Origin of the sequence: Clostridium carboxidivorans P7 (assembly GCF_001038625.1) — a bacterium.
GTDB classification, from domain to species: domain Bacteria; phylum Bacillota; class Clostridia; order Clostridiales; family Clostridiaceae; genus Clostridium_AM; species Clostridium_AM carboxidivorans.
Genome location: NZ_CP011803.1, coordinates 3645448 through 3672008, shown reverse-complemented (window position 1 = coordinate 3672008; position 26561 = coordinate 3645448). Strand labels below are relative to the sequence as shown.

Below are 26561 nucleotides of genomic sequence, written 5' to 3'. Positions count from 1 at the left end.
ATACATTTATACAATGATATACATAAAAATACGCATGTTTATACAGATGGAACAATAAGCTACAATATGTATATATGCACTAATATACAGTAATTTGCGTATAAATATTATGTATAATTGATATAAATTACATGCATTTTATTAACAATGTTTTTTAAAATAGTACAAGTATTGATATAACTATATTATATCAGTTCGCTACAACGTTATGCGAAGTATAAGAAATTTTTATTTAACGCATATAATTTTTCAAGAGAATATCATTATCAATTGGAATTTCTATAAAAAATGTATAAATATTTTTAGTATCTTCATTTTGCAGATACTATTTTTTATTTTTGGGGACATATTTGGTTGACGAAGGCAGTTCCATAGCTTGAAAAATAATTAATTTAACCCCTTTTTTATAGAGTGCCGACCAACTAACTAATTTTTTACCCACATAAAATTTTAGGTGTTCCCTTTTAAAAGGGATGCCCATAAAGGGTGATGCAATTATTCTATTTTCACTAATTTGGGAGATGTGGACAAATATAAGTAAATTCCTACAAGGACATTACATAAAAATTAAATATCGATACCGTTTAAAACGGAACCGACACCACTAAGGGGGACGTAATTCGTCCTCTTTTTTGTGGCTTTTTTAAGTGACCACTAGATATTAAATCAAGAGGTTGTGGAATTTCAGTCAACTATATAACTATTTTTAAGCAAATTAAAGGAGGTTTTCAATTATGGGAACAGTAAAATATAGTCAAATTAAAACTTCAGATGGAGTTATTGAATTTGATTTTAATGATAATAATAAGAAAGTTTTTGAAATAGATGTTGATAATTATGAATATCTAAGAGTGTATAATGCTACTTCATGGTTTCGGTTATATATAAATCATTCCAATGATTATATAATTATTAAACATAGTCAATATGAAGATGGACAAGGATGTGGAATAAGGGATCTAGTGTTAGAGGATTTTCAAATAAATCATATCAAATTAGAAATAGCACCAGAATTTTGGCAAATACATTTCGATAAAGGACAAGTAGAATTTTATATGTGTAAATAGTTTTTAATGATTTGTAAAATTAGAAATATTTCTACAAAATTATTAATATAGTTGTTCGTTTATGGTATGATATAGAAAAAATGGGTAAGGGGATGTATTTATGAGTGAATTTGAAAGTGACATTTTACATGAATTAAAGATTGGTGAAATTTATACTACTAAACAAATTATTAGATTATTGGCATTCAATGATGTTACAGTAATTTCATTGGATACAGAACGTTTTTATGAAATGAGTGATATAAAATTTAAAGTTGAAAATGCTTTTAATGGTTATATTAGTGGTCATAAAGAACCAAATACCTATGTTCAACCAAGCAGAAATAAAAAAATATATATAATTTCAAAAGCTTAATATTGGAGAGCTACATAAGTGATTATAATTTTAGGGTATACAAATATGATTTTAAGATAGAAACATTTAGACAGTATGAATAATATTCAATTTGGGGGGGATTTGAATTGGAAAGTAAAAGAATAGATGGATATGTTATTACTTCATTTGATGAGAATGAAATAAAAGAGTTTTCAAAAGATTTTAATATTGAATTTAAATATTCAAAAGGATTTCAAGTAGAATTTGATTTGAAATTTAGTAAAATTTATTGGATTGAACTTGATAATGAAGATAAAGAAATTTTTCATAATAGATGTGAAAAAAATATGTCATATGTATCAAGTATAAAAGAAGCTGAAAGATTTGGATTAAATCATGGTGAAATTATGGATGCTAATTCATTCAAAGACTGGATAGATAGACAAAAAAAGAAAGGCAATTTACCAAATGTATCAATATAATTTATAAGAGGTCGTTAAAACCGACTTCTTTTTTTATGCCCTAAAATAGGAAAGGATGTGTTAAAAGTGAAAGTATTAGACCGATTAAAGCTAGAATTAAGTAATAGACAATATTTTACTGATACAGAGTATACAACTTTTTTATCAGAAAATACACTAGATGAAACATTAGAATATGATAAATCTACAATGCAAAGGAATTTACTATTAACTGTATTAGATGTGTTAGAAGCTCTTTCAAATGATGTAGATATAATGAGAAAACTTGATAATGCTGATATTATGAGTGTTTCTGAAGCTTATAAATTTTTAGACCAACAAAGACAAAATATTAAACAAAGAATTGCAGCAATACCTATTCCAGAGGATCAATATAGTAATGTAAGTTTATTATTTACTAGAAATAGAAGATAGTTTCGCCATATGTGGCGATTATGAAAGAGGTGATATTATTGGATATGTTGGATTCTATGGAAAGAATGTTTGATGATTATTTTAATAGATATGGACAACCTGTGGACATTGATAGCAATAAGAAAATCAAAGCTATTTTTAAAGAAATTGATGATAGAACTAATAGTATTGATAATAAGTATATAATTACGCCTAAAGATATTATAAATCAAGGTAGTGTAATTGAAGGATTGGGTTGTCAATGGCTGACAATAGAAAAACCAGTTTTATATTATAAGAATTATGACAAGAGTATAATTAGAAAAATTACGACAATATTGAAATTTGTAATTGATGGTGAAGTAGTGGAAATACCTTCTATAATAGATACAAAAATTTTGGACATTCAAACAAATCAATATATGTCATTGGTAGATGGGCAAGTGTTAGTAACATTTCCGAAAAATAAGAATAGTTTAATGTTAGATCTGGATAAAAGATTTTTAACAGATCCACAAACAGTTTGGAAATTTACTGGTTTCGATTATTTTAGTAAGGACAGTCTTATTATTGCATATGCAAAACGAGACCTTATGGGAGAGGATGACGATAAGGTAAATTTAATTGCAAATTATAAAACTAAAATAGCTATATATAAATTAGAAATATTAAACGGTGATAGCATTGAAGCTTATATAAATAAATCAATTCAACTTAATCTACAATATTCTAAAACAATAAATAAAGAAACTACTACGATTACACCTTTACCAGAAATGATATATACTTCTTCAGATATGAATATTGCACAAATTAATTCTGACGGATTAATTAATTTTGTAGGTACAGGTAGTGTAACAATTACTGCTACAGCAAAGGATAATCCTAGTGCTACTGATAGTATAATTATAAATGTAATAGCTACAGTTGCACACAATTATACTATTAATTTGACAGCTTCGACTACAACAGGATTAAGTAAAATAACAAGTGGAACAACTTGTACATATACAGCTAAATTGTTTGATAATGGAACAGAAATTCAGGGAGCTTTATTTGATTTTGTTGTAGATAAAACAACTAATACTCCTACTAATGCTTTTAATGTTGTTAATACAACAAATAATAGTATTGATATTAAATGTATAAAAGATGGTGGTACAACACCTTACTATATAATATTAAATACTTATTGGAAAGATAATCATGATTTTAATAGTAGTTTAAAAATAAGATTAAAAAGTTTATTGTAATTTTAATAACAAATAATATTTTGCTAAAAGGTATATTTTAAAGTATAAGACAAAATTAAAACCACCAAACTAGCTAAATGACACTAATTTGGCGGTTAAGTAAATGTTATTATTATACAATTCACCCTCTCTATTTTTATTAGATGTAAGCTTGTCTTACTCTTGTATTTATTATAACATGAGATTTGTTTAAAATCAATCAAAATATTATGAATATTTCAATAATAAAGTTGAATATATTTTAATTGTCGAAAGATAATGCTTGCAATAAAGCAAAAAAGATATATAATAATAAATATCAAAAGAAAATATTTATTATTTAATAAAAGATAAATGATAAATAATTTACTTTTGATATAGAGTTTAAAGCTATTTAAATCCCCCATTATCCCATTTCAAGGGTACAATTAATTTTGTACCTTCTTTTTTCTATTTGAGTTATCATTTAAGTAATCACTTATTAATATATCAAGTCTTTGAAAAATATTCATGCGGTTGCCCTGGCAATTACACTACATTTATTTACCTTAACCTGTAACTTTAGTATAATAAAATATATACATATAAAGTTCGGAGGTGATGGAGTGTATTGTTCTAAGTGCGGAGCTGAGAATCCAGATGATGGTGTATTCTGTGCTAATTGTGGTACAAAAATTAGTAATAGTATAGTTCCATACAATAATGAAAGAGAAATCCAAACCTATAATAATATGATTCATGAAAAATCTAATAATAAATCAAAGAGTTTAACAATAATACTATCTATACTTCTATTAATTGTATTGTTTTCATTAGGAGTAGGCGGTGCTTATTTGTACAATAAAAAAGTCCAAGCTCAAAAATATGAACAATATTGTCAAAATTATACTAATACCTTTACAAAAACAACTAAAGATATTTTAATTGAAGAGAAAACTACAAGTTTAATGTGTGCTGTAGTTTCTGAAACGTGGAATTCAGCAATTGATTCACATTATAAAGATTTTGATACAGAATTATCTATGTTAAATAAAAAGTGGAAAGACAGTGGAAACTTAAAATCAAGAGAAGATGCTAAAAATAATATAGAATCAGAAATGTCACAACTGAAAAATCCACCTGATGATTATAAAGAAGCTTATAATGCTTTAGTTGAGTTGTATGGATATTATACTCAAATATATAATCAAGCAGTTTCTCCTAAAGGCTCATTGTTTACATATAATCAGGATGTAAATAATAAAACAAGTGAATTTGATAAGATATATGATAAATTAGCTGTAATAAAGCCTAATATAAAATCAATAGACAGGAATGATATTGATACAAGTAATGTAAATGCTAGTCAGTTAAAATCTTCTACAACTGATACTAAAGCTAATTTAACAGACAATAGTATGACAAAACAGCAGGCTATTCAGATGGTAAAAGATTATAGTGGTAATAGTGATTGGGATGTTGTAGAAAATGTAGCAACTAAAGAAACAATAGTTGAAGGTTCAGATGATGTAATTGGGCATAGTTGTTACTTTTTTGTTCCTAAAGGTGGTAGGGCTATTCTTTTTTTTATTGATAAAACGACAGGAAAATTATATGAAGAAACAGGTAGACTTAATGGACAAAATAGAGTTTATAAATTAGTAAAATAAATATGTTTTGATCTGAAAGATTAAGCATAAAAAATACTTGTTATTAGTTTACTCACAAGATGTTTAGGTTAATATAAATTTCAACATAACTAATAAAAATAAGATAAAATTATATATATGTAGGAGTTTTTGTATTAGATTTATGCTTTATAGATTTAGAAGTGTTGATAATTAAATAGGTATTTAATCATGAAGCAAATCGAAAAATAACTTGCTTCATGATTAAATTTATTGTTTTAAATTTTGTTATTTTTTAGTGAAAAATTTACATTTTAAACTTTTGAAAATAATAATTATTTTCAAATCATAATTGTTTTTTAGTGCAACAATACTAACAAGACTAACGCAAGCAATTGCGGTAATAGCAACAATAGAGTTATCCATAACATTCATCTCCTTAAAATTCTTTGAATAGAGTATAATACCGAAAAAGATCATTCTCTACGTACACTTTTTTCTCGATTTTATTTAGTTAAATTAAAATATCTTACAAGCCTTGGTTTATCAACTTCTTAAAAATATTCTTTCAAGTAAAACCATATAAAACAAAGTTTATATAAATTAATATAACTATGAAAAAATATAATATTGTGACATTATGTGGATATAGTAGTACTCTTAGTGCAAGGATTAATGGGTGTATAGCACTACTTGTACTAAATTTAAATAAATTAGTACATTAGGTACTAGATTTTTAGATATTAGTACTTTTTGTATCACATTTTGTGTGTATTTTTATCATGATAAATTACATTTTGTGCTTGCTTTTAACGTTATATATATTATAAATCAAAAAAATCAAAAACCGATTTAAGTAGATTTTTATGTATTGTAATCAATTGAAAATACTATGGAAATTTTTTTTAACACTCATGTCATAAGAATTAAATCGGTAAGAGATATTTTTTGAATACCCCATTTTGGAGAATTTGTTGATGTCTGTATAATTTTTGTATAGAATAGAAATGAATAGAAAAATAGAAAAGCATATTATATAATATATAGACTTAATGGGGGATGGTTAATATGGGGAACTTAATAGAATGTCCTATGTGTGGAAAAATGATTTCACCAAACGCAGCAATGTGTCCTAATTGTGGTGAACCAATGAAGAAAAATGATGAACAAAAGGAAGAACACTCAGATGATAAATATTATCTTCTTTTAGAGGAACCTGGTGAAACATCATTAGATGTAAATAATAAATTAGTAGATTTATTAGGTATTAGTATGGATGTTGCTATTTCAATGACAAAATATACTCCGTATTTAATATTAGATGATTTAAAATTGGAAGAAGCAAAAGATTATAAGGATAAATTAGAGAGTGTAGGTGCAGTAATTAGTATTAAACTTGATAAACAAAATGATTATATAGATTCTTTAGAAAACAGTAATATTGAAGATGCTGAAAATATTAAGGAGACTCAAAGTATAAAAGATACTGAAAATGTTGAAGATAATACGATTAAATGTCCTACTTGTAGATCAACTAATGTAAAAAAGATTGGTGGTTTAAGTAAAGCAGGTTCGGTTGCCTTGTTCGGCATTTTTTCAATAGGGAAATTAACGAAGAGTTTTGAATGCAATAAATGTGGATATAGGTGGTAGTTAACTTATGTTTCATATTCAATTATTGTACATAGAAGGTGAATATAAATGGACTATTTAAAAGAGGATGATTATGTAATTTATGCCACATGTGAAAAATGTGGAAAACGAAATTCTTTTCAAAAATATTATTGTATTCGTTCAAAAGGCGGTTTTAGACTTAACCCACCAATGAGATGTTCGCATTGTAGACAAGTATCTGATTTTATTAATTTAAATAAAAATATAGAAATTGTTAAAGGAGAAACACATATAATAGATTCTCCAAGGCAAACAGGTGCTAGTAATAACTCTATAAGTTGCCCAAAGTGTGGTTCTAAACAAATAACTGCAAATAACAAAGGATTTAGTTTAGGTAAAGCGGCCATCGGAGGGGGATTATTTGGTGGAGTTGGATTGTTAGGAGGTTTCATAGGTAGTAGAAAGGTATTAATAACTTGTTTAAAATGCGGAAATCAATGGGAAGCAGGTAAAAAATAATTTTATAATGAGGAAATTAAGGTTTTGTAATTGTTAGTTTATAGAAAAACTTATATAAAAGTAGGAGGTGATTTTATTGCTTGACCATATATACGAAAATGCAAAAAATGTTTTGAGTAATGAAAAAGACATGATAGGTGTTAAGAATATATATAGGAATAAAGAGTATAAACCTTATTTTCAAAGGTACATATATAAATACTTTGTTTCAAATCCTAAAAAAAATGATAGTAGAAATGATTTTAATGAATTTTATAGAAAAATTAGAGATAAATCAATGTTAAACAACTTAATTTCTTGCTTTGATAGGGAATATGATGCATGCTTAAAGAATATTGAAAAAGATGAATTGCATGATTGGCAAGTAGAAGATTTAGAAAAGAGAATTGCTGAGACTGAAATTGCTATAAATAAAATAATCTCAATTCAAAGCCCTTTATCAGATGAATTTAAATGCCATAAAGATGAAACTATTAAATATCTACAAATTAGAGATGAAATGATAGAAAAAGTTAATTTACTTAACAACAAAACGGTTGAATATTATAGAATGATGTGGGACTAAACTTTAAAAGAGGTGCTAATATGGTGAACTATGAAAAATTTAAAATTGGAACAGCAGATATTGATGGAAAAATAGAGGAATTATTTAGAGAAGGAAAAAAGCCAGAGATATTTTTTCCTGCACATTATTCTGCTTCAGAAATTGAATATTTAAATCTTTAATTGATAAGAATATGCATTTAGTTAGAAGAAATTTTGAAACAGTAGGATATTTTTATAGTGATAAATATAGTTTTTGTAAATTATATATACCAGAAGTTATATGTAAAGTTTTGAAAATAGAATTTAATACTAGTATTGTAGCTTGTGGACAAGGAAATGATTTTATTGTTTATGATGAAAATAAGATAGAATATGTACATGCAAGAGATAGATATAATGAACACTTCGGAGGAAATTTATAAATTATATAATGATTTATAAAGTATAAGTTAATTTTATGTCTATTTTTGAATACATTAATGTAGAGATTTTTTATTACATTTATGTTTTAAATTTTAATTGAAATGTTAAACTTATTGTGATAAAATACATTCATGGGAATAATGGACGGATGTATTGTAAAATGATGTTTTAGACGTATTTAAAGCATTAATTTACAACGTTTTAAGGTGTAGTTTTGACGCGCACGTTTGAGGGGCGTGTGAGTAATCGTACGGGTTCAAGTCCCGTCTTCTGCACCATGAACTTGTATAATTTCTGGAATATTCGACAGACTCTATATTTTGAACCTACATTACTAAAATGGGAGTTCAAAATTTAGATGCAGATATGTACTTCCTTGTGAGACCTTTTGACGGCTTTGGGATTGATAGAAACATCTGTGAGGGCACCCACCTATCGGAGAGATAGGTGTCAAAATTAGGGTAACGGTATTTTGGATTTTAATTTAAAAGCAAAGAGAGATTTTGTCTCTCTTTTTTTATTTAAATTATTCATATCCACTTTACTATTATGCTTGCCACTAATACTCAAACAATAGACAAAGATACCATACCAGCAATTAATAATTTTATAGAAAACTAAAGCATAAAAGGGTTAATAGGTAATAACCCATTAATACCTATTAACCCATTTAGAAGGTTTTTTACTGATTTTTTGCTATTTAAGGTACAAATTAATAAGTGTTGGTGTTGGCATAATATTTGCTTATTATAATTTATCATGATATTAAAAGGAGTGGAAATGTAATGCTATCAAAAGAAATGTATGAGTTAGGAGCAAAACGCTCTGCAATCAGAGATTTATTTGAGTATGGAAAGCAGCAGGCTGCAATTGTTGGAAAAGAAAATGTATTTGATTTTAGTATTGGAAATCCAACTGTTCCAGCACCAGGGTGTGTAAAAGAAGCAATGTTAGAATTGTTGGAAACACAAAAATCAGAAGAAATCCATGGGTATACTTCTGCACAGGGAGATTTTGAAGTGAGAAAAGGTATTGCTGATTATATGAATAGTACATATAATTGTCAGCTTAAAGCAGATAATTTTTATATGACATGTGGTGCAGCAGCTTCTTTAAGTATCATACTTAAGGCTCTTACTGAAAGTCCGGAAGATGAAATTGTAATTATTGCACCACATTTTCCAGAGTATCAAGTTTTTATAAAAAGTGCAGGTGCAAAGATTGTAGTAGTGCCAGCAGATACAGAGAATTTTCAAATTAAGATGGATTTACTGGAAAAAGCTATTACTTCTAACACTAAAGGAATAATAATAAATTCTCCTAATAATCCATCTGGTGTTGTTTATTCAGAAAAAACATTGAAAGATTTAGCAGATTTATTGAAAAAGAAATCTAAAGAATATCAAAAACCTTTGTATCTCATATCCGATGAGCCATACAGAGAAATAGTTTATGATGACGTAAAGATACTATACGTTCCAGATTATTATGAGAATACAATTGTATGTTACTCATACAGTAAATCACTTTCACTTCCAGGAGATCGAATAGGATATATTCTGGTTCCTGATTGTGTGGAAAATGGTAAGGATATATATACAGCAGTATGTGGTGCTGGACGTGCTCTTGGATATGTTTGTGCACCAAGTTTCTTCCAGAAAGTAATTATGAAGTGTCAGGGAAAAACATCAGATATAGCACTATATGATGTAAATAGAAAATTACTATATAATGAACTTACTAAAATGGGTTATCAATGTGTCAGACCAGATGGTGCATTTTATTTGTTTGTAAAATCACTAGAAGAAAATGCTGTAAGTTTTTCTGAAAATGCCAAAAAATTTAATCTTCTCATTGTACCATCAGATGATTTTGGATGTTCAGGATATGTTAGAATATCTTATTGTGTTGATCCAGAGATGATAAAAAGGTCTTTTGGTGCCTTCCAGAAATTAAGAGATTTATATTAATAAAAGATGATATTTTAAATATAAAGAACTATCACACGTTATGTAAAATTTAAAGTGCATAAATGTGTGATAGTTTTTTTGATGTTTTTCATATTCTTTATTAACCATTCAGGTGCCTAAGTAAACTAAGGCAGCAGCAATAATATTTTTAAATTCAAGAATATTTTCTCTTGAAAAAGTGCTTGAAACAGTACAGTATTCACTAAAGGGATACACATATACCATATTTGAATAAAACTAAAGTGTTTTATTTTTAACTAATTTTAAAACTATTTTACTACAAAATTAGAATAAAATTTCTAAAAATAACTTATATAAAAAAATCTTTGTTAAATAACGTGTATTTAAATTTATTACAAAAAGAAACATGTTTACAGTTATAATGAAATTATAGTTTGTTAGTTTTTTTTAACATATTTTATATTAGTAAGTATATTATATATTATATTTTATCGATAAGATTAGAATAATTCCATAAAATTGATGTATAATATACCAAAAATAAGTATAAATATCATTAACAATGATAAAAATATAACGATATTTTTTTACTTTATATTATTAAATTTAATTTTTTATAAAAAAAGTTTCCACGAAAGATTGAGTATAATTTAAGAATAGGTTGAAATGCACTTGCTTTATTTAGAGTAAATACATTTTTTTTGTAAAAAGATTGTTAAAAACTTTAACAAGCCTAGCTTGACATTGATTTCAGAATATTTTAATATATTTATATTAAGGTAGTTTACAATGCTTTACAACAGTGATTCTTTTTTCAATTAATGGATTTATGAAGTTCAGTTGTTCGTTATCAGGCTAAAAAGTAAAGGATTTAATTAGGGGGTAATTAAATGGAAAATAAGGTATTAACTGTATGTCCTTATTGTGGAGCCGGATGTAATTTATATCTGGTTGTAGAAGATGGAAAGATAGTAAGAGCTGAACCTGCTAATGGTAGAACTAATGAGGGTAATTTATGTCTTAAAGGACACTATGGATGGGATTTCTTAAATGATCCTAAAATTTTAACATCTCGTTTAAAGAAACCTATGATAAGAAAAAACGGACAACTTGAAGAGGTTTCATGGGAAGAAGCTATAGGTTTTACAGCTTCAAAATTGAAAGAAATTAAAGAGAAATATGGACCAGATTCAATTATGGGAACAGGTTGTGCTAGAGGATCTGGAAATGAAGCTAATTACATTATGCAAAAGTTTATGAGGGCGGTTATTGGAACAAATAACGTTGATCACTGTGCCAGGGTTTGACATGCGCCATCTGTAGCCGGTCTGGCTTACGTATTAGGTAATGGAGCAATGTCAAATGGTATTCATGAAATAGATGATTGTGATTTAGTATTTATTTTTGGCTATAACGGTGCGGATTCACATCCTATAGTTGCAAGAAGAATAGTAAATGCAAAACGAAAGGGAGCTAAAATAGTAGTAACAGATCCACGTATAACAGAATCGGCTAGGATAGCTGATTTATGGCTTCCTATAAAAAATGGCACTAATATGATACTAGTAAATGCTTTTGCAAATGTTTTAATAAATGAAGGCTTGTACAACAAGCAATATGTTGAAGAACATACAGTAGGCTTTGAAGAATATAAAGCTTTAGTTGAAAAGTATACTCCAGAGTATGCAGAGAAAATGACTGGAGTACCAGCAGAAGATATAAGAAAATCAATGAGAATGTACTCTAAAGCTAAAAATGCTATGATACTTTATGGTATGGGAGTATGTCAATTTGGACAGGCGGTTGATGTAGTTAAAGGATTAGCATCATTGGCACTTCTAACTGGAAACTTTGGAAGACCAAATGTAGGAATTGGTCCTGTAAGAGGCCAAAACAATGTACAAGGTGCTTGTGATATGGGTGCACTCCCTAATGTATATCCAGGATATCAATCAGTAACAAATGATGCCATAAGAGAAAAATTTGAAAATGCTTGGGGAGTAAAACTTCCAAATAAAGTGGGATATCACTTAACTGAAGTTCCTCATTTAGTGCTTAAAGAGGATAAAATAAAAGCTTATTACATTATGGGTGAGGATCCAGTACAAAGTGATCCAGATGCAGCAGAAGTTAGAGAAGCTTTGGACAAGTTAGAACTTGTAATTGTTCAAGATATATTTATGAATAAAACAGCACTTCATGCAGATGTAATATTACCAGCTACTTCTTGGGGTGAACATGAAGGTGTATATAGTTCGGCTGATAGAGGTTTCCAAAGATTCCGTAAGGCAATAGAACCTACAGGAGATGTAAAGCCTGATTGGCAGATAATTTCAGAAATTGCTAAAGCTATGGGATATGACATGAATTATAAAAATACAAAGGAAATTTGGGATGAATTAAGAAACTTGTGTCCAAACTTTAAGGGAGCAAGTTACGAAAGACTTGAAGAACTAGGTGGAATTCAATGGCCATGTCCTTCAGAAGATCATCCAGGAACTTCATATTTGTATAAAGGAAATAAATTTAATACTCCTAGTGGAAAGGCAAATTTATTTGCAGCAGAATGGAGAGCACCTATGGAGAGTACAGATAAGGAATACCCTCTAGTACTTTCTACAGTAAGAGAGGTTGGTCACTATTCAGTAAGAACAATGACTGGTAACTGTAGGGCACTTCAGCAGTTAGCTGATGAGCCAGGTTATGTTCAAATAAATCCAGAGGATGCTAAAAATTTAAATATATTAGATCAAGAATTTGTGAGAATAAGTTCACGTAGAGGATCTGTAGTAGCTAAGGCATTAGTTACAGATAGAGTTAATAAAGGTGCAGTTTACATGACATACCAATGGTGGGTAGGAGCATGTAATGAGCTTACTTTAAATAACTTAGATCCTATATCTAAGACACCAGAATATAAATATTGTGCTGTAAAGGTAGAAAATATTAAAGATCAAAAGGCTGCAGAACAATATGTACAGGATGAGTATACTAAAATAAGAAAAAAGATGAACATAAATTTAGAATGTTGTAAATAGTATGTAAATGAAGATCTATCTTTAAATTAGGTTCTTTGCTGTATTAGAACAGGGGAAATTTACTATACCAAAATCAAAGATTTTGCTTGATAGTTAAAAATGATTTAAAGATAGGTCTTTTAAGAAATAGTATATTATATAATTTTATTATGTAAAGGTATTCAAATACGAATATAGAACCTTATGAATTTGTTAGATAATTATGTTCAAATTTTAAAGGTTTTAAATATAAATTATAAAAGTTAAATTTATTAAATGGGGGTAAATGGAATAATTTGTTATTCTGTTTATATAAATCTTTAGGTAAGAGGGTGAATTTTAATGGATGTGGCACAAAAACAAAATTTAGACATGAGTGGTAAAGACGTAATACAAAAATATCCTAAAGAACAGAGATATACTTTAGCTATTTTACAAGATATACAAAGAAAGTATAGGTATATCCCTAGAGAGTCTTTAGAGGCTTTAGCTGAATACTTAGAAACTCCAGTTAGTAGACTATATGGTATGGCTACTTTCTACAAGGCTCTAAGTTTAACACCAAAGGGGGAGAACATTATAACAGTATGTGATGGAACTGCCTGTCATGTATCTGGATCAATGGTGGTAATGGATGAACTTGAAAAAATATTAGGCATTAGACCTGGGGGAACTACAGAAGATCGTAAATTTTCAATTAACACAGTTAACTGTATAGGATGTTGTGCTATAGCTCCTGTTATGATGATTAACGAAAAATTTTATGGAAATTTGACACCTAAAATGATAAAAGAAATTCTTGATGAGTATAGAGGTGAAAAATAATGAGCAATAAGAAAATAGTTAATGTATGCTGCGGAGCAGGATGTTTAGCAAAACATAGTATGGAAGTATTTGAGGAACTTAAGAAAAAAGTTGCAGAGTTAGGAGCAAATGCTGAGGTAAAAACGGAAGTTCAATTAAAAGCAACTGGTTGTGATGGACTTTGTGAAAAAGGACCAGTAATAAAAATTTACCCAGATGACATAGCATATTTTAAAGTAAAAGTTGAAGATGTAGAAGATGTTGTTAAAAAGACATTAATGAATGGAGAAATTATTGAAAAATTATTATATTTTGAAACTTCTACTAAACAAAGATTAAGAAACCACAAACAAAGTGAATTTTGTAAAAGACAGAATAAAATTGCACTTAGAAATGTAGGAGAAATTGACCCAACAGTTATAGAGGATTATATAGAAAGAGGCGGATACAAAGCATTAAAAAAGGTAATTTCTCAAATGAAGCCAGAGGATGTACTTAAAGAAGTAGGTGATTCAGGACTTAGAGGAAGAGGCGGCGCTGGATTCCCTACATCTCGTAAATGGCAGACAGCTGCAGAAATTGATACAACACCTAAATACGTAGTATGTAATGGTGATGAAGGTGACCCAGGCGCATTTATGGATAGAAGTATAATGGAAGGTGACCCTCACAGTGTTATTGAAGGTATGACAATTTGTGCTTATGCAGTTGGAGGTACTTTAGGATTTGCATATATAAGAGATGAGTATGGATTAGCTGTTGAGAATATGCAGAAAGCAATAAATGTAGCTAGAGAAAGAGGATTTTTAGGTGAAAATATATTAGGTACTAATTTTTCATTTGATATTCAAATAGTAAGAGGTGGAGGAGCTTTTGTCTGTGGTGAATCTACAGCGCTTATGTCTTCTATCGAAGGTATGGTAGGAGAGCCTAGAGCTAAATATATACACACTACAGAAAAGGGTTTATGGGGACAACCTACAGTATTGAATAACGTTGAAACTTGGGCTAATATTCCTATAATACTTGACAAAGGTGGACAGTGGTATCATTCAATTGGAACTATGGAAAAGAGTAAAGGTACAAAGGTATTCTCACTAGTTGGTAAGGTTAAGAATACTGGTCTTGTAGAAGTTCCTATGGGTACTACTTTAAGAGAAATTATATTTAATATAGGTGGAGGAGTATTAAACGATAGAAAGTTTAAGGCTGTTCAAATAGGCGGACCTTCTGGAGGATGTTTACCTGAAGAATATTTAGATTTGCCAGTTGATTATGATACTTTAACTAAGGCAGATTCAATGATGGGTTCCGGTGGTATGATTGTTATGGATGATAGGACTTGTATCGTTGATGTTACAAGATACTATCTAGGCTTTTTAGCTGAAGAATCCTGTGGAAAATGTGTACCTTGCAGAGAAGGCGTAAAGAGAATGCTAGAAATAATGACAGACATATGTAACGGCGAAGGTAGAGAAGGAGATTTGGAAGAACTTCTTGAAATTGCTTCAATGTCAAAAGAAGCAGCATTATGCAGCCTTGGAAAGAGTGCAGCAAATCCAGTACTTGCCTCAATAAGATATTTTAGAGATGAATTTGAAGAACACATAAGAAATAAGAGATGTAGAGCAGGCGTATGTAAGAAACTTACAACATTTGTTATAGATGAAGATAAATGTAAAGGCTGCGATATATGTAAAAAGAATTGTGCAGTGGATGCTATTACAGGGGACGTTAAAAAACCTCATGTAATTGATGATGAGAAGTGTGTAAGATGTGGAAACTGTATGAATATGTGTAAATTTGATGCAGTTAAGGTTAAATAGGGGGGGGTGACGTAATGAAAATTATAATTGATGGAAAAGCATGCGAGGCTGAAAAAGGAGAATTTATTCTTGAAATAGCAAAAAGAAATGATATATATATACCTACACTATGCCACAGTGATGCTCTAGCAGGTCTTGGAAGCTGTAGATTATGTGTAGTAGAAGTTGTAGACAGAGGAAGAGCAAAAGTTGTAACTTCATGCCTTTTCCCAGTTACTAAGGAAGTTGAAGTTGTAACTAATTCAGATAAAATAAAGAGAATAAGAAAAAATATAATGACTATGCTTCGTGTTAGATGTCCGGAAAATGAAGAAGTAGCAAAAATGGCTGAAGCTTTTGGCGTAGAGAGAAAAAGAGTAGAGAGATTTAAATTAGATAATACAGAAAATTGTGTACTTTGTGGACTTTGCGCAAAAGCATGTAAAAAGTTAGGAACAGGAGCTATATCAACAGTTAATAGGGGAATTTATAAGGAAGTAGATACACCTTACCATGAACCTTCACCAGCATGTATAGGATGCGGATCTTGTGCTAATGTATGTCCAACTAATGCCATAAAGATAGTGGATAAAGATGGTGAAAGAGAGATATGGGGAAAGAAATTTAAGCTAGTAAAATGTTCTGAATGCGGAGAAACTTTTGCTACAGAGGAGCATATTAAATTTGCGTATGAAAAGATAGGAAAAGAATTGGATATGGGTAAAGTTCTCTGTGATAAATGCAAAAGAAAAGCTGGTGCTGATGAAGTAAAAGAAATATATGAAAAAGTTTGATGTTATAGTATTAAAATTGCAAAAGTGTCTTCATAAATAAGACACTTTTTTATGGGAGATATTTTTTATTCGAAAATTATTGAAAAGTTTTCGATAATATACTTTTGTGTATGAGAAAGGTGGTAAATTAAATGAAAGCAGATCTTAACTCTTTTGTAATAGCAGATCCAAGTAAATGTATTGGGTGTAGATCTTGTGAGGTAGCTTGTGCGGCAAGTCATAGAGATAAGGATGCAGGTTTTACAGTAGGAACTATGGATACTCCAATTGTCCCAAGGCTTTATCTTGTAAAAGAAGAAAAAGTTGTTATGCCAATTCAGTGTAGACATTGTGAGGATGCACCTTGTGCTAATGCATGTCCAGTAAATGCTATAGAGCAGGATGACGGAAGTATAAGAGTAAATGAAAGTGCTTGCATAGGTTGTAAAACTTGTATGCTTGTTTGCCCAGTAGGAGCTGTAGATCTTTTACCAAGATATGATAAAAAGCAATCAGGTGCTGCTTTTGAAGGAAAGGTAAAATTAGTAGCTCATAAATGTGATTTGTGTAAAGAAAATGGTGGTACACCAGCGTGTGTTAAGGCTTGTCCAAAAGAAGCTTTAAAGCTTGCTGTTCCTAGGGATGAAAAGAAAGATCGTAATATAAAAGCAGCTTTAGGATTATTAGACTTTAATAGTGATATATAATTAATAAAAAATCCATTAAAGGAAGGGATGTTATAATGTCAAATGATACTGCCATAATACGTATAGATGAAGAATTATGTACAGGCTGCAGACGCTGTAGTGAAGTTTGTCCTGTAGATGCTATAGAAGGTAAAGATGGGGTGCCACAACATATAGACACAGATAAATGCGTTATGTGCGGACAATGCGTTCAGGTCTGCAAGGGATATTATTCTGTATATGATGAGCCTGCAACACCACTTAGTAAGAAATACTATGACAGAGGTATGCTAGATAATGTTGAAGAACCTATATTTGCAGCTTACAAAGCTTGTCAAGTAAAAAAGATTAAGGACTTACTTGAAAATAAAGACTTGTTTAAGGTAGTACAATGTGCTCCAGCTGTAAGAGTAGGGATAAGTGAAGATTTTGGATTGCCTCTTGGAACTTTAAATCCTAAAAAAATGGCAGCAGCTCTTAGAAAACTTGGTTTTGATAGAGTTTATGATACTAACTTCTCAGCAGATCTTACGATAATGGAAGAGGGAAGTGAACTTATAGAAAGAGTAACTAAAGGCGGAACTCTTCCAATGTTTACATCTTGCTGTCCAGCATGGGTAAAATATTTAGAGCAAACTTATCCAGAACTTTTAGACCATCTTTCAACTTGTAAATCTCCACAACAAATGGCAGGTGCTATTTTCAAAACTTATGGCGCTAAAATTAATAATGTAAATCCTGCTAAAATGTTAAGTGTATCTGTTATGCCATGTACATGTAAGGATTTTGAATCAGGCAGAGAAGAAATGAAAGACAGCGGATATAGAGATGTAGACTTAGTTATTACTACAAGAGAATTGGCTTATTTGATAAAGGATAGTGGAATAGACTTTAAAGAGTTAGAAGAAGAAGAATTTGATGATCCTCTAGGAATGTATACAGGTGCAGGAACTATATTTGGTGCTACAGGAGGAGTTATGGAAGCTGCTCTTAGAACAGGATATGAACTTATAACTAAAAAGCAAATTCCAAGTGTAGATCTTAGTGCTGTTAGAGGTGGAGAAGGTTTTAGAACTGCTGAAGTTCAGGTTGGAGATTTAAAATTGAAAGTTGGTATAGTCTCAGGATTGAAGAATGCAGCACCAGTGCTTGAATCCATAAAGAAGGGTGAATGTGATCTTCACTTTATAGAATTCATGACATGTCCAATAGGATGTGTTAGTGGCGGCGGTCAACCAAAATTACTTTTAGATGAGTATAAAGAAGAAGCTTACACTAATAGAAAACAAGGCCTATATGATCATGATTCTAATTTAAAATTAAGAAAATCACATGAAAATCCAAGTATTAAGAAAGTTTATAGTGAATTCTTGGAAAAACCTTTAGGACACAAGTCACATGAATTGCTGCATACTCAATACAAATCCAGAAAGGAGTAAAGAAATATGCCTAATTGCTTTGTAGTAGCGGACCCAGTTAAATGTATAGGATGCAGAACTTGTGAAATAGCTTGCGTTGTAGCTCACTCAAAAAAAGATATATTTACCTCAGAAGTATCAGAAATTGAATTTTTTCCTCGTCTAAACGTAGTAAAAAATGCAAAAGTAAGTGCTCCAATTCAATGCAGACAATGCGAGGACGCTCTTTGCGCTAAAGCTTGTCCTGTTGATGCTATCAGTACTAAAAATGGATATGTACAGGTAGAAGAGGGAAAGTGTATAGGATGCAAAACTTGTACAGTTGCTTGTCCTATTGGAGCAATAGATATGATTCCAGAATTTAAGGATGGCAAAAGAGTTTTTCAGGCAAAAATTAAAGTTAATGATGAAAATTCTAGCCAAGAGGGAAAAGAAAGAATTGTTGCACGTAAGTGTGATGTTTGTTCAGGAAGAGAAGGTGGACCAGCTTGTGCAGAGGTGTGTCCAACAAAAGCTTTAAAAATAGTAGATCATGAAGAAATGGAAAGAATGATTAAAGAAAAACGTAAAAATAATGCAAATGAAATATTAGATAACATGAACCAAATTGGATAGTTAAATTAGGTAGATTAATTACTATAAATTGATATTTAAACCTGCTGCTTTCATAAATTAAAAAGCAGCAGGATTTTTTAAAGTACTTTGATATTTATATCATACTTGTTTATTTTTCTGTAAATGGTAGCCTTGCCTATTTGTAAAAGTTCAGCAGCTTTTATAGCATTTCCATCACAAAACTTAAGAGCATCTATTATACATCTTTCTTCTACTTTTTCTAAAGGAACAATTTCTCTAGGAGCAACATGCACAGTTTCATCATCTTCAGATATTACGTGTGTATGGGTTACCACGCTTTTTATTTTTGCAAGAAGCTTTGAAGTCATTAATGAATCCTCACAAAGATAATAAGATCTCTCTAGAATATTCCTAAGTTCACGTACGTTTCCTGAAAAATTATGGGTTTTTAATTTTTCAACATAAGAAGGATCTAGATATTTTGGTTCACAAGGGTTTTTCATGTTTAGCTTAGTTAAGTAATACTGAGCTAAAAGTTCTATATCTTCTTTTCTATCTCTTAGAGGAAGCAAGTGCAAATTCATTACATTTAATCTATAATAAAGATCACCTCTAAAGTTTTTGTTTTGAATTTCTTCAGTTAAAATTCTATTAGTAGCCGCAATAACTCTCACATCTATACTTTTTTCATAAGAGCCACCAACTCTTACTATTTTAAGATTATCAAGTACTCTTAAAAGCTTTGATTGTACATCAAAAGGCAATTCTCCAATTTCGTCTAAAAAAATAGTGCCACCATCAGCTAATTCAAATTTACCAGGTGAACCACTTTTATTTGCTCCAGTAAAAGCACCTTTTTCATAGCCAAAAAGTTCGCTTTCTACAAGCTCCCTTGGTATAGCAGCGCAATTTACTGCTATAAAAGGAGCATTGCGCCTTGAACTATAATTATGAATAGACTGAGCATATACTTCTTTGCCAGTACCACTTTCCCCTTCTAATAAAACATTACAATCAGTTTTAGCAGCTTTTTTTGCAGATTCTATTAAAAGCTTTACCTGCTGGTTCCTTGTAATAATATCATCAAAGGTGAAGGATGCTTTATAGCCTGCAAAATTATTAACTAATTTATGTAAATTTTTTGTATCTCTTAAGGACAATACTAACCCTATATTTTTACCTCTTAATCTTACAGGTATTATATTTATAATAGATCTTATTCTATTTCCATTAATGTTAAAGCTGCAATCTTCATTAAAATAACTTTCTCCTGTGAGTATGGAATTGTTTATAACATCTTCTTTTAATATATCACTTAAGAAAGTTTCGTATAATAGTTCTTCTTTTATACCTAATATTTTAACTGTTGTAATATTTACTTTTTTTATTAAGAGATTTTCGTCAGTAACAATTAATCCTTCGTTTGCAGAATCAAAAATTGCTTGTAGTATAAAAGAAGATATATCATATTCTAATATACTGTCCATATCTATTCTACACATATCATTTGAATTATCCCAGTAATCAAAGTTCTCCATATTTTACCCCCTATATAAAAATAAAAACTAATATTACAATATTTATTATATCATACATTTTGAGAAAGTAAAATAAAACTTATTTCAAAATGATAAAAAATAATTTTTTTATCATTTTGAAACTATAGCTGTATTAACATAGAATTTAAATATATACCGGAAAATATTGGACTTGCATAAATAGTATAAAAGATGGTAATATAATATATGAATACAGTTTTGAAAAAATTTTAATAGCCCTAAACCTAAATAACCCTATTAAGAGAAAAAAGTACTTTAGTGCAGGAATATCCTGCACTAAAGTACTTTTTAAGCAGGTACGATATATCAAAATGATAAAAACATATATATTTTTATCATTTTGATATGGAAAGTATTTATGTTTTTTGTTAATAATATATTCTGTAGGTTGAAATTGTTTACTCTTTATGATAATATTATAACAATGTATTATGCTATAGACATACAAATGTGTGCTAAAAGCAAACAGAAATGAGGGGTTTTATGAATAATAAGCATTTGATAATTGACACAAAAATTCTTCCAGAGGTATTTATAAAAGTTGTTAAGCTTAAAGAATTGTTGAGAACTGGCAAAGTAAAGGACATTTCTGAAGGAGTAAAGCAGGTTGGTATAAGTAGAAGTACTTACTATAAATATAAAGATTGTGTATTTACGTTATCAGAAGGAATAACTGGTCATAAAGTTACTATAGGTTTAGTTCTTGCTCATGAAGCAGGTACTTTATCAAAAATACTAGATGGGATAGCTTTAAGAAAAGGAAATATACTTACTATTAATCAAGATATTCCTATAAATAATGCAGCAAGCGTTACCATAACTTTTGATGCATCAAAAGTAGAAACTGAAATTAATGATTTGATTGAAGAACTTAAAACAATTAAAGGTGTTATAAGAGTGGATTTAGTAGCAGTAGAATAGAAAGAAATTTTAAGAGGACAATTGACAGAGGACAGAGGACAGTGAAGGTTGATTTTTTGCTAACGCAAAAGAATCTTTAAATTTATATAAATCAGCAATGTTTTGCTTTAGCGAAACGAGTCATCAAAAATTTAATTTAAGATTTTCCGCAGCGCAGCGTAGGAAAATCATCCTTCACTGTCCTCTGTCAATTGTCCTCTGTCCTCTGAAAAAGTTCCGTTGCAATTTGCTTATAAATCGAGGCTGTTCTATTTATTACTTTCCATAATATATTCTATAAGTGTTCTTGTTGGCAATGCATTAGCACCTTTGTCATAAGGGGATGAAGGTTTGGAACTATAAGCAGAGCCAGCTATGTCAATGTGAGCAAAGTTTATATCTTCACAGAAGCTTTGTAAAAACATACCGCCTAATATAGCACCACATTTTGTTGAAGTATTTTTAATATCTGCTGCATCTGATTTCAATTCATTCATATATTCAATATTGTTAGGGAGTCTCCAAAAATTTTCTCCAACATTTTTTCCGCATTTTATAATATCATGTGCAAGTTCGTTAGAATTACTTAAAAGACCTATATTAATGTTTCCCAAAAAATTAGCACAAGAGCCTGTAAGTGTAGCTATATCTATTATAGTTGTAGATCCAAGTTCCTTTGCATAGGATATTGCATCACACAAGATAAGCCTTCCTTCAGCATCTGTATTTACTACTTCAACAGTTTTGCCACTGTATGTAATTATTACATCACCGGGCTTATATGCACTTCCAGAAGGCATATTTTCTACTACTGGAATTAAGGCAATTATGTTCTTTTTAGGTTTAAGTTTGGATATGCATTCCATTACGCATAAAACAGATGCAGCACCTGCCATGTCTGATATCATATCTTCCATTCCTTTTGAAGGCTTTAGTGAAATACCACCAGAATCAAAAGTAACTCCTTTACCGATCAATGATAAAATTTTCTTATCTCTAGGATTACCAAAATATTGCATGATTATAAGACGAGGATTATGGATGCTTCCTTTTCCAACGCTGCATATACAATTCATACCTAATTGTTTTAGCATATATTTGTCTAGTATTTGGATATCTAAATTTTCACTTCTAGCAATATTTTCAGCTTGCTGAACAATATATTTTGGAGTTACATAATTACTTGGCATGTTAACTAGTTGACGTGAATAATTAATGCTGTGTCCTATGATTAAACCTTTGTTTATAGAATCTTTATATTTTGAAATTATGTTTATGTTTTGAAGCTTTATTTTATTTTCTACTTTTTTTATTCCAGTGTATTTATATAAAGCGATTTGAAGGCTTTCACCTATAGTATAGTTAAAATCATTTGGAAAAGTAGGTAATATATCTAGTTCTGATAATGAATTTTTTAGTTTTAATATGGCATCGCCTAAAGTTTTGAAAAGTTTTACTGAATTGAATTCTTCTGTAGTGCCTATTCCAAGTACAAAAATATTTTTATATCTGCACTTTCCTAAAGTATTAATGCACTCCAGTTCTTTATTTTCTCCAGTATTTTCACTAAAGCGTAATATTGATTTGATGTTTTCAGGATACTCCATTTCAAAATTTTTAAATTTAAAAATTAGTAAGTTAGAATAAGTTTCATTGTCTGATATGCTTATCATAAAAACATTCCCCCCCAGAAAAATCTATAATTATGATACCATATTTTAAAGTAAAAGTTTACAGCTTTTTTTATAATAAAAGGAATTTAAAACTCAATGTAGAATTTCTAAAGTAAACAGAGTTTTAAAGGGATAAAAGAGGTGAGTTTATGCTAGATGTTCATATACAATTTGATGATATAGAAATATCCAATATAAATGAAGAAGATTTGCCGCAGGTTCAAAAGTGGATGGAATGTCAAAAAAGCTTTTTTAAGGAAGAAACTGATTTAAATGATTTGAGAGAAAGATTTTTGGAGAGTTATATTAGTGAATGTGAATTTTTTTTGAAAATAAATCAAAACTTAAAATTAATAGGTATTTTAAAAGGAAGATTAGAATTTAAAAATCCAAGTGAAGCATGGATATGGTATTTCTATATTAATGACAATTATAGAAATACAGAACTTAATAGTTTAACTGCAAAAAAGATTATGAAGTATTTTTCCGATGAGTATGGTATTAATACATTTTTTATTAGAATGATGAAGGAAGATAAGAAAAGTATAGACTTTTGGAAAGACTTAGGGTTTGTGAGCATAAGGTTAGTAAAAAACTTTTATAGTATTCATGGTGAATATAAGGATATGATAATTATGAAAAGATAGAAACATGATTTATAATAGGAATAAATTTTCTCATGCCTAAATATTAATATTATAGAAACATTTAATTTAGGGGTGAGAAAATGAAATACACACGATATGATTTAAAAAACAAAAATAATGGCAAGACTTTTATTCTACTGGTATTATTGGTACTTGTTTTAGCTTTCTTATTTGGAACTATAATCTTTAAACTTTTTTCAGGAAACTATAATGGTGGAAAGAGCTTGAAAAATGAGACAAGCACTGGAAAAAACTCTGTTAGTAAAAGTAATGTGCAGAATGTAACAAACCAAAATAGCACTCAGGCAGCTAAGTTTATAGTCATACAAGGAGGAATATATGCAAATAAAGAAAATGCAGAAGTAGAAAAAAATTTATTGAATGCTTATGGAAGTCCATTTACTGTGACTGAAGACAATAAAACAAGAGTGCTGCTTGGCATATACGTTGAGGACCAAGGTGAGAAAATTATAAAATCTCTTAATGATGCAAAAGTGGATAATTCTAAAATGTTATTTACAATAAATAAAGATAATGTGTGTGATGCGGAAATAGCTGAAATTGTAAGTGCTAATATACAAATACTAAATAAACTTTCAGAAAAAGATGTTAAAGCTATACAGACATCAGAACTTAAAAAGTGGTGTTCATCCCTTAATAATGAAAATAATCAAGGTAAAAATATAGCTGTATTAAAACAACTTAAAGATGATGTAAATAAAATGCCAAAGGAAATTTCTAAAGATAAAGCAGCAGAAAATTATATTTATTTATATCAAATTTTAAAAAAAGTAGGTATTAATAAATAGTTTGAATTATAAATTATAAAGGATTTGAATAATGGATTTCATTATTTAAATCTTTTTTTTAAAGATAAAATTATAAAATTAATTATATTTTAATCTGTTATATTAAAATTTTTTTTAAACAATACTATATAGACTTGTTTATGTTTTTATTAAATGATAAACTATATTAGATATATAATTAAGGCAGGGGATTTATTTTGAGAGGGGCTGAAAAAGGTATAGGTTTTTTGTGGTTTATAATATTTCTAGGAGCAGTATGCGGAAGCCTTATAGGTGACATACTAGGAAATAATTTAAGCTTTTTAAGTTTTTTGAAAAATTCTTATGCTATAGGAACGTCTACACCAATTTCATTAAATCTTAAAGTCATGATTGTAACTTTAGGACTAAACTTTAATATTAATGTTATGACTATAATTGGTATTATTATGGCTATAATATTATATAAAAGACGTTAAAGAAGGGATACGATGGAGATTATTTTAGCATCAGCTTCCGCTAGAAGACAGGAACTGATAAAAAGATTAACAAATGATTTTAATGTGATAATAAGTGATTTTGACGAAAATACTATTAAATTTAAGGATGATTGTGGTCTTTATGTAATGGATATAGCCGAAGGAAAGGCATTGGGAGTTAAAAGCAGGGTGAAAAACCAAGCTATAATTATAGGTTGTGATACCATTGTGTCTTTTAATGGAAAAATACTTGGAAAACCTAAGGATGATGAAGATGCTTTTAATACCCTTAAAATGTTAAGTGGTAATGTGCATGAAGTGTATTCAGGATTAGCTGTATTAGATAGTACGTCAGGAAACATAAAGAGAGATTTTGTCTGTACAAAAGTGAAATTTTCACCAATGTCAGATGAACAAATAAAAAAATACATAGAAACAGGAGAACATAAAGACAAAGCTGGTTCTTATGGCATTCAAGGGTATGGAGGAATTTTTGTTGAAGAAATTCACGGTTGCTATTATAATGTTGTAGGGCTTCCTTTGAATAAGTTGTCAAAAATGTTAAGAGGGATGGGGGTAAATCTATAGAAGGAGTATAATTAATGGAACAAACATTGAAAATTATGGATTTACCTGAAAATGAAAGGCCTAGAGAAAGATTATTAAGGTATGGTACACAAAGCTTATCAAATGCTGAACTGTTAGCGATAATATTAAGCTCTGGAACTAAGAAAGAAAATGTATTGAGCTTAAGTAACAGAATTATAAAGGAAACTGGAGGCTTAAATGGTCTTTTAAAGTCAACGGCAGAAGATTTTATGAGTCTCAGCGGTATTGGAGAAGCAAAAGCAGCACAACTTATGGCTTTATTGGAGATTTCTAAAAGATTTAAATCTTACAGAGATGGTAATGACTATAAGGTGTCTAAACCTAGGGATGCAGCAGCACTTGTTATGGACGAGATGAAAAATTTTAAGCAGGAGCACCTAAAGGTTATTATGTTAAATACAAAGAATGTTGTATTGTTTATTAAGGATGTTTCCGTTGGAAGTTTGAATTCATCTATAGTTCATCCAAGGGAAGTGTTTTGTGATGCTATAAGAAAAAATAGTGCTTTTATAATTGTGTGTCATAATCATCCTTCAGGGGACCCACAACCTAGCAATGAGGATATAAATGTAACAAATAGATTAAAGGAATGTGGCAAACTTTTGGGTATAGAATTACTAGACCACTTAATTATAGGTAATGGAAGGTATATTAGCTTAAAAGAAAAAGGAATATTGTAAAGTTTGAAAGGAGAAAT

The 26561-nt window shown here is 29.5% G+C and carries 28 protein-coding genes and 1 other RNA gene; 26 read left to right on the top strand and 3 right to left on the bottom strand.

Going from position 1 to position 26561, the window contains the following annotated elements; genetic code table 11:
* The first annotated feature begins 734 nt into the window (after window positions 1-734).
* From Ccar_RS16135 to Ccar_RS16110, 6 genes are all read left to right on the top strand, one after another.
* Window positions 735-1067, top strand: coding sequence for a hypothetical protein (locus Ccar_RS16135; RefSeq protein ID WP_007063655.1), 333 nt, complete (start codon window positions 735-737; stop codon window positions 1065-1067).
* A gap of 100 nt (window positions 1068-1167) precedes the next feature.
* Window positions 1168-1422, top strand: coding sequence for a hypothetical protein (locus tag Ccar_RS16130; RefSeq protein ID WP_007063656.1), 255 nt, complete (start codon window positions 1168-1170; stop codon window positions 1420-1422).
* Between the two features lie 107 nt (window positions 1423-1529).
* Window positions 1530-1865 (top strand): hypothetical protein, encoded by a 336-nt coding sequence (locus Ccar_RS16125; protein WP_007063657.1) that lies wholly within the window; start codon window positions 1530-1532, stop codon window positions 1863-1865.
* Between the two features lie 66 nt (window positions 1866-1931).
* Window positions 1932-2279, top strand: coding sequence for a hypothetical protein (locus tag Ccar_RS16120; RefSeq protein ID WP_050787062.1), 348 nt, complete (start codon window positions 1932-1934; stop codon window positions 2277-2279).
* Window positions 2280-2323: 44 nt separating this feature from the next.
* Window positions 2324-3511: an Ig-like domain-containing protein gene (locus tag Ccar_RS16115; RefSeq protein ID WP_242655132.1), complete on the top strand. Its 1188-nt coding sequence runs from the start codon at window positions 2324-2326 to the stop codon at window positions 3509-3511.
* 584 nt (window positions 3512-4095) lie between these two features.
* Window positions 4096-5139, top strand: coding sequence for a zinc ribbon domain-containing protein (locus tag Ccar_RS16110; RefSeq protein ID WP_007064113.1), 1044 nt, complete (start codon window positions 4096-4098; stop codon window positions 5137-5139).
* A 246-nt stretch (window positions 5140-5385) separates the two neighbouring features.
* On the opposite strand, the gene Ccar_RS26815 is transcribed toward Ccar_RS16110, so the two are convergent.
* Entirely contained in the window at window positions 5386-5523 is a 138-nt protein-coding gene (locus Ccar_RS26815) for a hypothetical protein (protein WP_007064112.1), read from the bottom strand.
* 642 nt (window positions 5524-6165) lie between these two features.
* On the opposite strand from Ccar_RS26815, the gene Ccar_RS26135 reads away from it, so the two are divergent.
* The 14 genes from Ccar_RS26135 to Ccar_RS16045 all read left to right on the top strand — a co-directional run bounded on the left by Ccar_RS26135 (window position 6166) and on the right by Ccar_RS16045 (window position 19248).
* A complete protein-coding gene (locus Ccar_RS26135) occupies window positions 6166-6750 on the top strand; it encodes a zinc ribbon domain-containing protein (RefSeq protein ID WP_053075340.1) in 585 nt (194 codons plus the stop codon).
* Window positions 6751-6798: 48 nt separating this feature from the next.
* Complete coding sequence (locus tag Ccar_RS26130; RefSeq protein ID WP_007064110.1) at window positions 6799-7230, top strand: hypothetical protein; 432 nt, start codon at window positions 6799-6801, stop codon at window positions 7228-7230.
* Between the two features lie 76 nt (window positions 7231-7306).
* Window positions 7307-7795 carry a hypothetical protein gene (locus Ccar_RS16095; RefSeq protein ID WP_007064109.1) on the top strand — a complete coding sequence of 163 codons (489 nt, stop codon included), beginning with the start codon at window positions 7307-7309 and terminating at the stop codon, window positions 7793-7795.
* A gap of 20 nt (window positions 7796-7815) precedes the next feature.
* Window positions 7816-7956 (top strand): hypothetical protein, encoded by a 141-nt coding sequence (locus Ccar_RS26810; RefSeq protein ID WP_007064108.1) that lies wholly within the window; start codon window positions 7816-7818, stop codon window positions 7954-7956.
* 11 nt (window positions 7957-7967) lie between these two features.
* On the top strand, window positions 7968-8198 hold the full coding sequence (locus Ccar_RS16090) for a hypothetical protein (RefSeq protein ID WP_007064107.1): 231 nt from the start codon (window positions 7968-7970) through the stop codon (window positions 8196-8198).
* A gap of 289 nt (window positions 8199-8487) precedes the next feature.
* Window positions 8488-8682, top strand: a non-coding RNA gene (gene ssrS / locus Ccar_RS26440) — 6S RNA.
* Window positions 8683-8984: 302 nt separating this feature from the next.
* Complete coding sequence (locus Ccar_RS16085) at window positions 8985-10169, top strand: pyridoxal phosphate-dependent aminotransferase (RefSeq protein WP_007064106.1); 1185 nt, start codon at window positions 8985-8987, stop codon at window positions 10167-10169.
* An 851-nt stretch (window positions 10170-11020) separates the two neighbouring features.
* On the top strand, window positions 11021-13168 hold the full coding sequence (gene fdhF, locus Ccar_RS16075) for a formate dehydrogenase subunit alpha (RefSeq protein ID WP_081457856.1): 2148 nt from the start codon (window positions 11021-11023) through the stop codon (window positions 13166-13168).
* A 321-nt stretch (window positions 13169-13489) separates the two neighbouring features.
* The gene (nuoE, locus tag Ccar_RS16070; RefSeq protein ID WP_007063266.1) at window positions 13490-13972 is read left to right on the top strand and encodes an NADH-quinone oxidoreductase subunit NuoE; all 483 of its coding nucleotides are present in this window, start codon (window positions 13490-13492) and stop codon (window positions 13970-13972) included.
* Window positions 13972-15777, top strand: coding sequence for an NADH-quinone oxidoreductase subunit NuoF (locus Ccar_RS16065; protein WP_007063267.1), 1806 nt, complete (start codon window positions 13972-13974; stop codon window positions 15775-15777). Before nuoE ends, Ccar_RS16065 begins: the two co-directional genes overlap by 1 nt.
* Before the next feature lie 14 nt (window positions 15778-15791).
* Window positions 15792-16550, top strand: a complete 759-nt coding sequence (locus Ccar_RS16060) for a 2Fe-2S iron-sulfur cluster-binding protein (RefSeq protein WP_007063268.1) — start codon at window positions 15792-15794, stop codon at window positions 16548-16550.
* A gap of 131 nt (window positions 16551-16681) precedes the next feature.
* Entirely contained in the window at window positions 16682-17236 is a 555-nt protein-coding gene (locus Ccar_RS16055; RefSeq protein ID WP_007063269.1) for a 4Fe-4S dicluster domain-containing protein, read from the top strand.
* A gap of 35 nt (window positions 17237-17271) precedes the next feature.
* Complete coding sequence (locus Ccar_RS16050; RefSeq protein ID WP_048030161.1) at window positions 17272-18654, top strand: [FeFe] hydrogenase, group A; 1383 nt, start codon at window positions 17272-17274, stop codon at window positions 18652-18654.
* Window positions 18655-18660: 6 nt separating this feature from the next.
* Entirely contained in the window at window positions 18661-19248 is a 588-nt protein-coding gene (locus tag Ccar_RS16045) for a 4Fe-4S dicluster domain-containing protein (RefSeq protein ID WP_007063271.1), read from the top strand.
* 77 nt (window positions 19249-19325) lie between these two features.
* Here the strand turns inward: Ccar_RS16045 and Ccar_RS16040 are convergent, their stop codons facing one another.
* Complete coding sequence (locus tag Ccar_RS16040; RefSeq protein WP_007063272.1) at window positions 19326-20747, bottom strand: sigma-54 interaction domain-containing protein; 1422 nt, start codon at window positions 20745-20747, stop codon at window positions 19326-19328.
* 504 nt (window positions 20748-21251) lie between these two features.
* Between Ccar_RS16040 and Ccar_RS16035 the strand changes: the two genes are divergently transcribed.
* Complete coding sequence (locus Ccar_RS16035) at window positions 21252-21689, top strand: ACT domain-containing protein (protein ID WP_007063273.1); 438 nt, start codon at window positions 21252-21254, stop codon at window positions 21687-21689.
* Between the two features lie 248 nt (window positions 21690-21937).
* Here Ccar_RS16035 and Ccar_RS16030 read toward each other — a convergent pair whose 3' ends face one another.
* On the bottom strand, window positions 21938-23341 hold the full coding sequence (locus Ccar_RS16030) for a M17 family metallopeptidase (RefSeq protein ID WP_007063274.1): 1404 nt from the start codon (window positions 23339-23341) through the stop codon (window positions 21938-21940).
* 149 nt (window positions 23342-23490) lie between these two features.
* Between Ccar_RS16030 and Ccar_RS16025 the strand changes: the two genes are divergently transcribed.
* From Ccar_RS16025 to radC, 5 genes are all read left to right on the top strand, one after another.
* On the top strand, window positions 23491-23988 hold the full coding sequence (locus tag Ccar_RS16025; RefSeq protein WP_007063275.1) for a GNAT family N-acetyltransferase: 498 nt from the start codon (window positions 23491-23493) through the stop codon (window positions 23986-23988).
* Between the two features lie 80 nt (window positions 23989-24068).
* Entirely contained in the window at window positions 24069-24797 is a 729-nt protein-coding gene (locus tag Ccar_RS16020) for a hypothetical protein (RefSeq protein ID WP_007063276.1), read from the top strand.
* Window positions 24798-24994: 197 nt separating this feature from the next.
* A complete protein-coding gene (locus Ccar_RS16015) occupies window positions 24995-25255 on the top strand; it encodes a DUF4321 domain-containing protein (RefSeq protein WP_007063277.1) in 261 nt (86 codons plus the stop codon).
* 12 nt (window positions 25256-25267) lie between these two features.
* On the top strand, window positions 25268-25843 hold the full coding sequence (locus Ccar_RS16010) for a Maf-like protein (protein ID WP_007063278.1): 576 nt from the start codon (window positions 25268-25270) through the stop codon (window positions 25841-25843).
* A 14-nt stretch (window positions 25844-25857) separates the two neighbouring features.
* Complete coding sequence (radC, locus tag Ccar_RS16005) at window positions 25858-26544, top strand: RadC family protein (protein ID WP_007063279.1); 687 nt, start codon at window positions 25858-25860, stop codon at window positions 26542-26544.
* Window positions 26545-26561 lie beyond the last annotated feature (17 nt).

What these genes read in the sequence shown, in the direction of transcription:
- Ccar_RS16135 (WP_007063655.1), top strand. Translation starts at nt 735, where the DNA reads ATGGGAACAGTAAAATATAGTCAAATTAAAACTTCAGATGGAGTTATT.
- Ccar_RS16130 (WP_007063656.1), top strand. Translation starts at nt 1,168, where the DNA reads ATGAGTGAATTTGAAAGTGACATTTTACATGAATTAAAGATTGGTGAA.
- Ccar_RS16115 (WP_242655132.1), top strand. Translation starts at nt 2,324, where the DNA reads ATGTTGGATTCTATGGAAAGAATGTTTGATGATTATTTTAATAGATAT.
- Ccar_RS26815 (WP_007064112.1), bottom strand. Translation starts at nt 5,523, where the DNA reads ATGGATAACTCTATTGTTGCTATTACCGCAATTGCTTGCGTTAGTCTT.
- Ccar_RS26135 (WP_053075340.1), top strand. Translation starts at nt 6,166, where the DNA reads ATGGGGAACTTAATAGAATGTCCTATGTGTGGAAAAATGATTTCACCA.
- Ccar_RS26130 (WP_007064110.1), top strand. Translation starts at nt 6,799, where the DNA reads ATGGACTATTTAAAAGAGGATGATTATGTAATTTATGCCACATGTGAA.
- Ccar_RS26810 (WP_007064108.1), top strand. Translation starts at nt 7,816, where the DNA reads ATGGTGAACTATGAAAAATTTAAAATTGGAACAGCAGATATTGATGGA.
- Ccar_RS16090 (WP_007064107.1), top strand. Translation starts at nt 7,968, where the DNA reads ATGCATTTAGTTAGAAGAAATTTTGAAACAGTAGGATATTTTTATAGT.
- Ccar_RS16085 (WP_007064106.1), top strand. Translation starts at nt 8,985, where the DNA reads ATGCTATCAAAAGAAATGTATGAGTTAGGAGCAAAACGCTCTGCAATC.
- nuoE (WP_007063266.1), top strand. Translation starts at nt 13,490, where the DNA reads ATGGATGTGGCACAAAAACAAAATTTAGACATGAGTGGTAAAGACGTA.
- Ccar_RS16065 (WP_007063267.1), top strand. Translation starts at nt 13,972, where the DNA reads ATGAGCAATAAGAAAATAGTTAATGTATGCTGCGGAGCAGGATGTTTA.
- Ccar_RS16060 (WP_007063268.1), top strand. Translation starts at nt 15,792, where the DNA reads ATGAAAATTATAATTGATGGAAAAGCATGCGAGGCTGAAAAAGGAGAA.
- Ccar_RS16055 (WP_007063269.1), top strand. Translation starts at nt 16,682, where the DNA reads ATGAAAGCAGATCTTAACTCTTTTGTAATAGCAGATCCAAGTAAATGT.
- Ccar_RS16050 (WP_048030161.1), top strand. Translation starts at nt 17,272, where the DNA reads ATGTCAAATGATACTGCCATAATACGTATAGATGAAGAATTATGTACA.
- Ccar_RS16045 (WP_007063271.1), top strand. Translation starts at nt 18,661, where the DNA reads ATGCCTAATTGCTTTGTAGTAGCGGACCCAGTTAAATGTATAGGATGC.
- Ccar_RS16040 (WP_007063272.1), bottom strand. Translation starts at nt 20,747, where the DNA reads ATGGAGAACTTTGATTACTGGGATAATTCAAATGATATGTGTAGAATA.
- Ccar_RS16035 (WP_007063273.1), top strand. Translation starts at nt 21,252, where the DNA reads ATGAATAATAAGCATTTGATAATTGACACAAAAATTCTTCCAGAGGTA.
- Ccar_RS16030 (WP_007063274.1), bottom strand. Translation starts at nt 23,341, where the DNA reads ATGATAAGCATATCAGACAATGAAACTTATTCTAACTTACTAATTTTT.
- Ccar_RS16025 (WP_007063275.1), top strand. Translation starts at nt 23,491, where the DNA reads ATGCTAGATGTTCATATACAATTTGATGATATAGAAATATCCAATATA.
- Ccar_RS16020 (WP_007063276.1), top strand. Translation starts at nt 24,069, where the DNA reads ATGAAATACACACGATATGATTTAAAAAACAAAAATAATGGCAAGACT.
- Ccar_RS16010 (WP_007063278.1), top strand. Translation starts at nt 25,268, where the DNA reads ATGGAGATTATTTTAGCATCAGCTTCCGCTAGAAGACAGGAACTGATA.
- radC (WP_007063279.1), top strand. Translation starts at nt 25,858, where the DNA reads ATGGAACAAACATTGAAAATTATGGATTTACCTGAAAATGAAAGGCCT.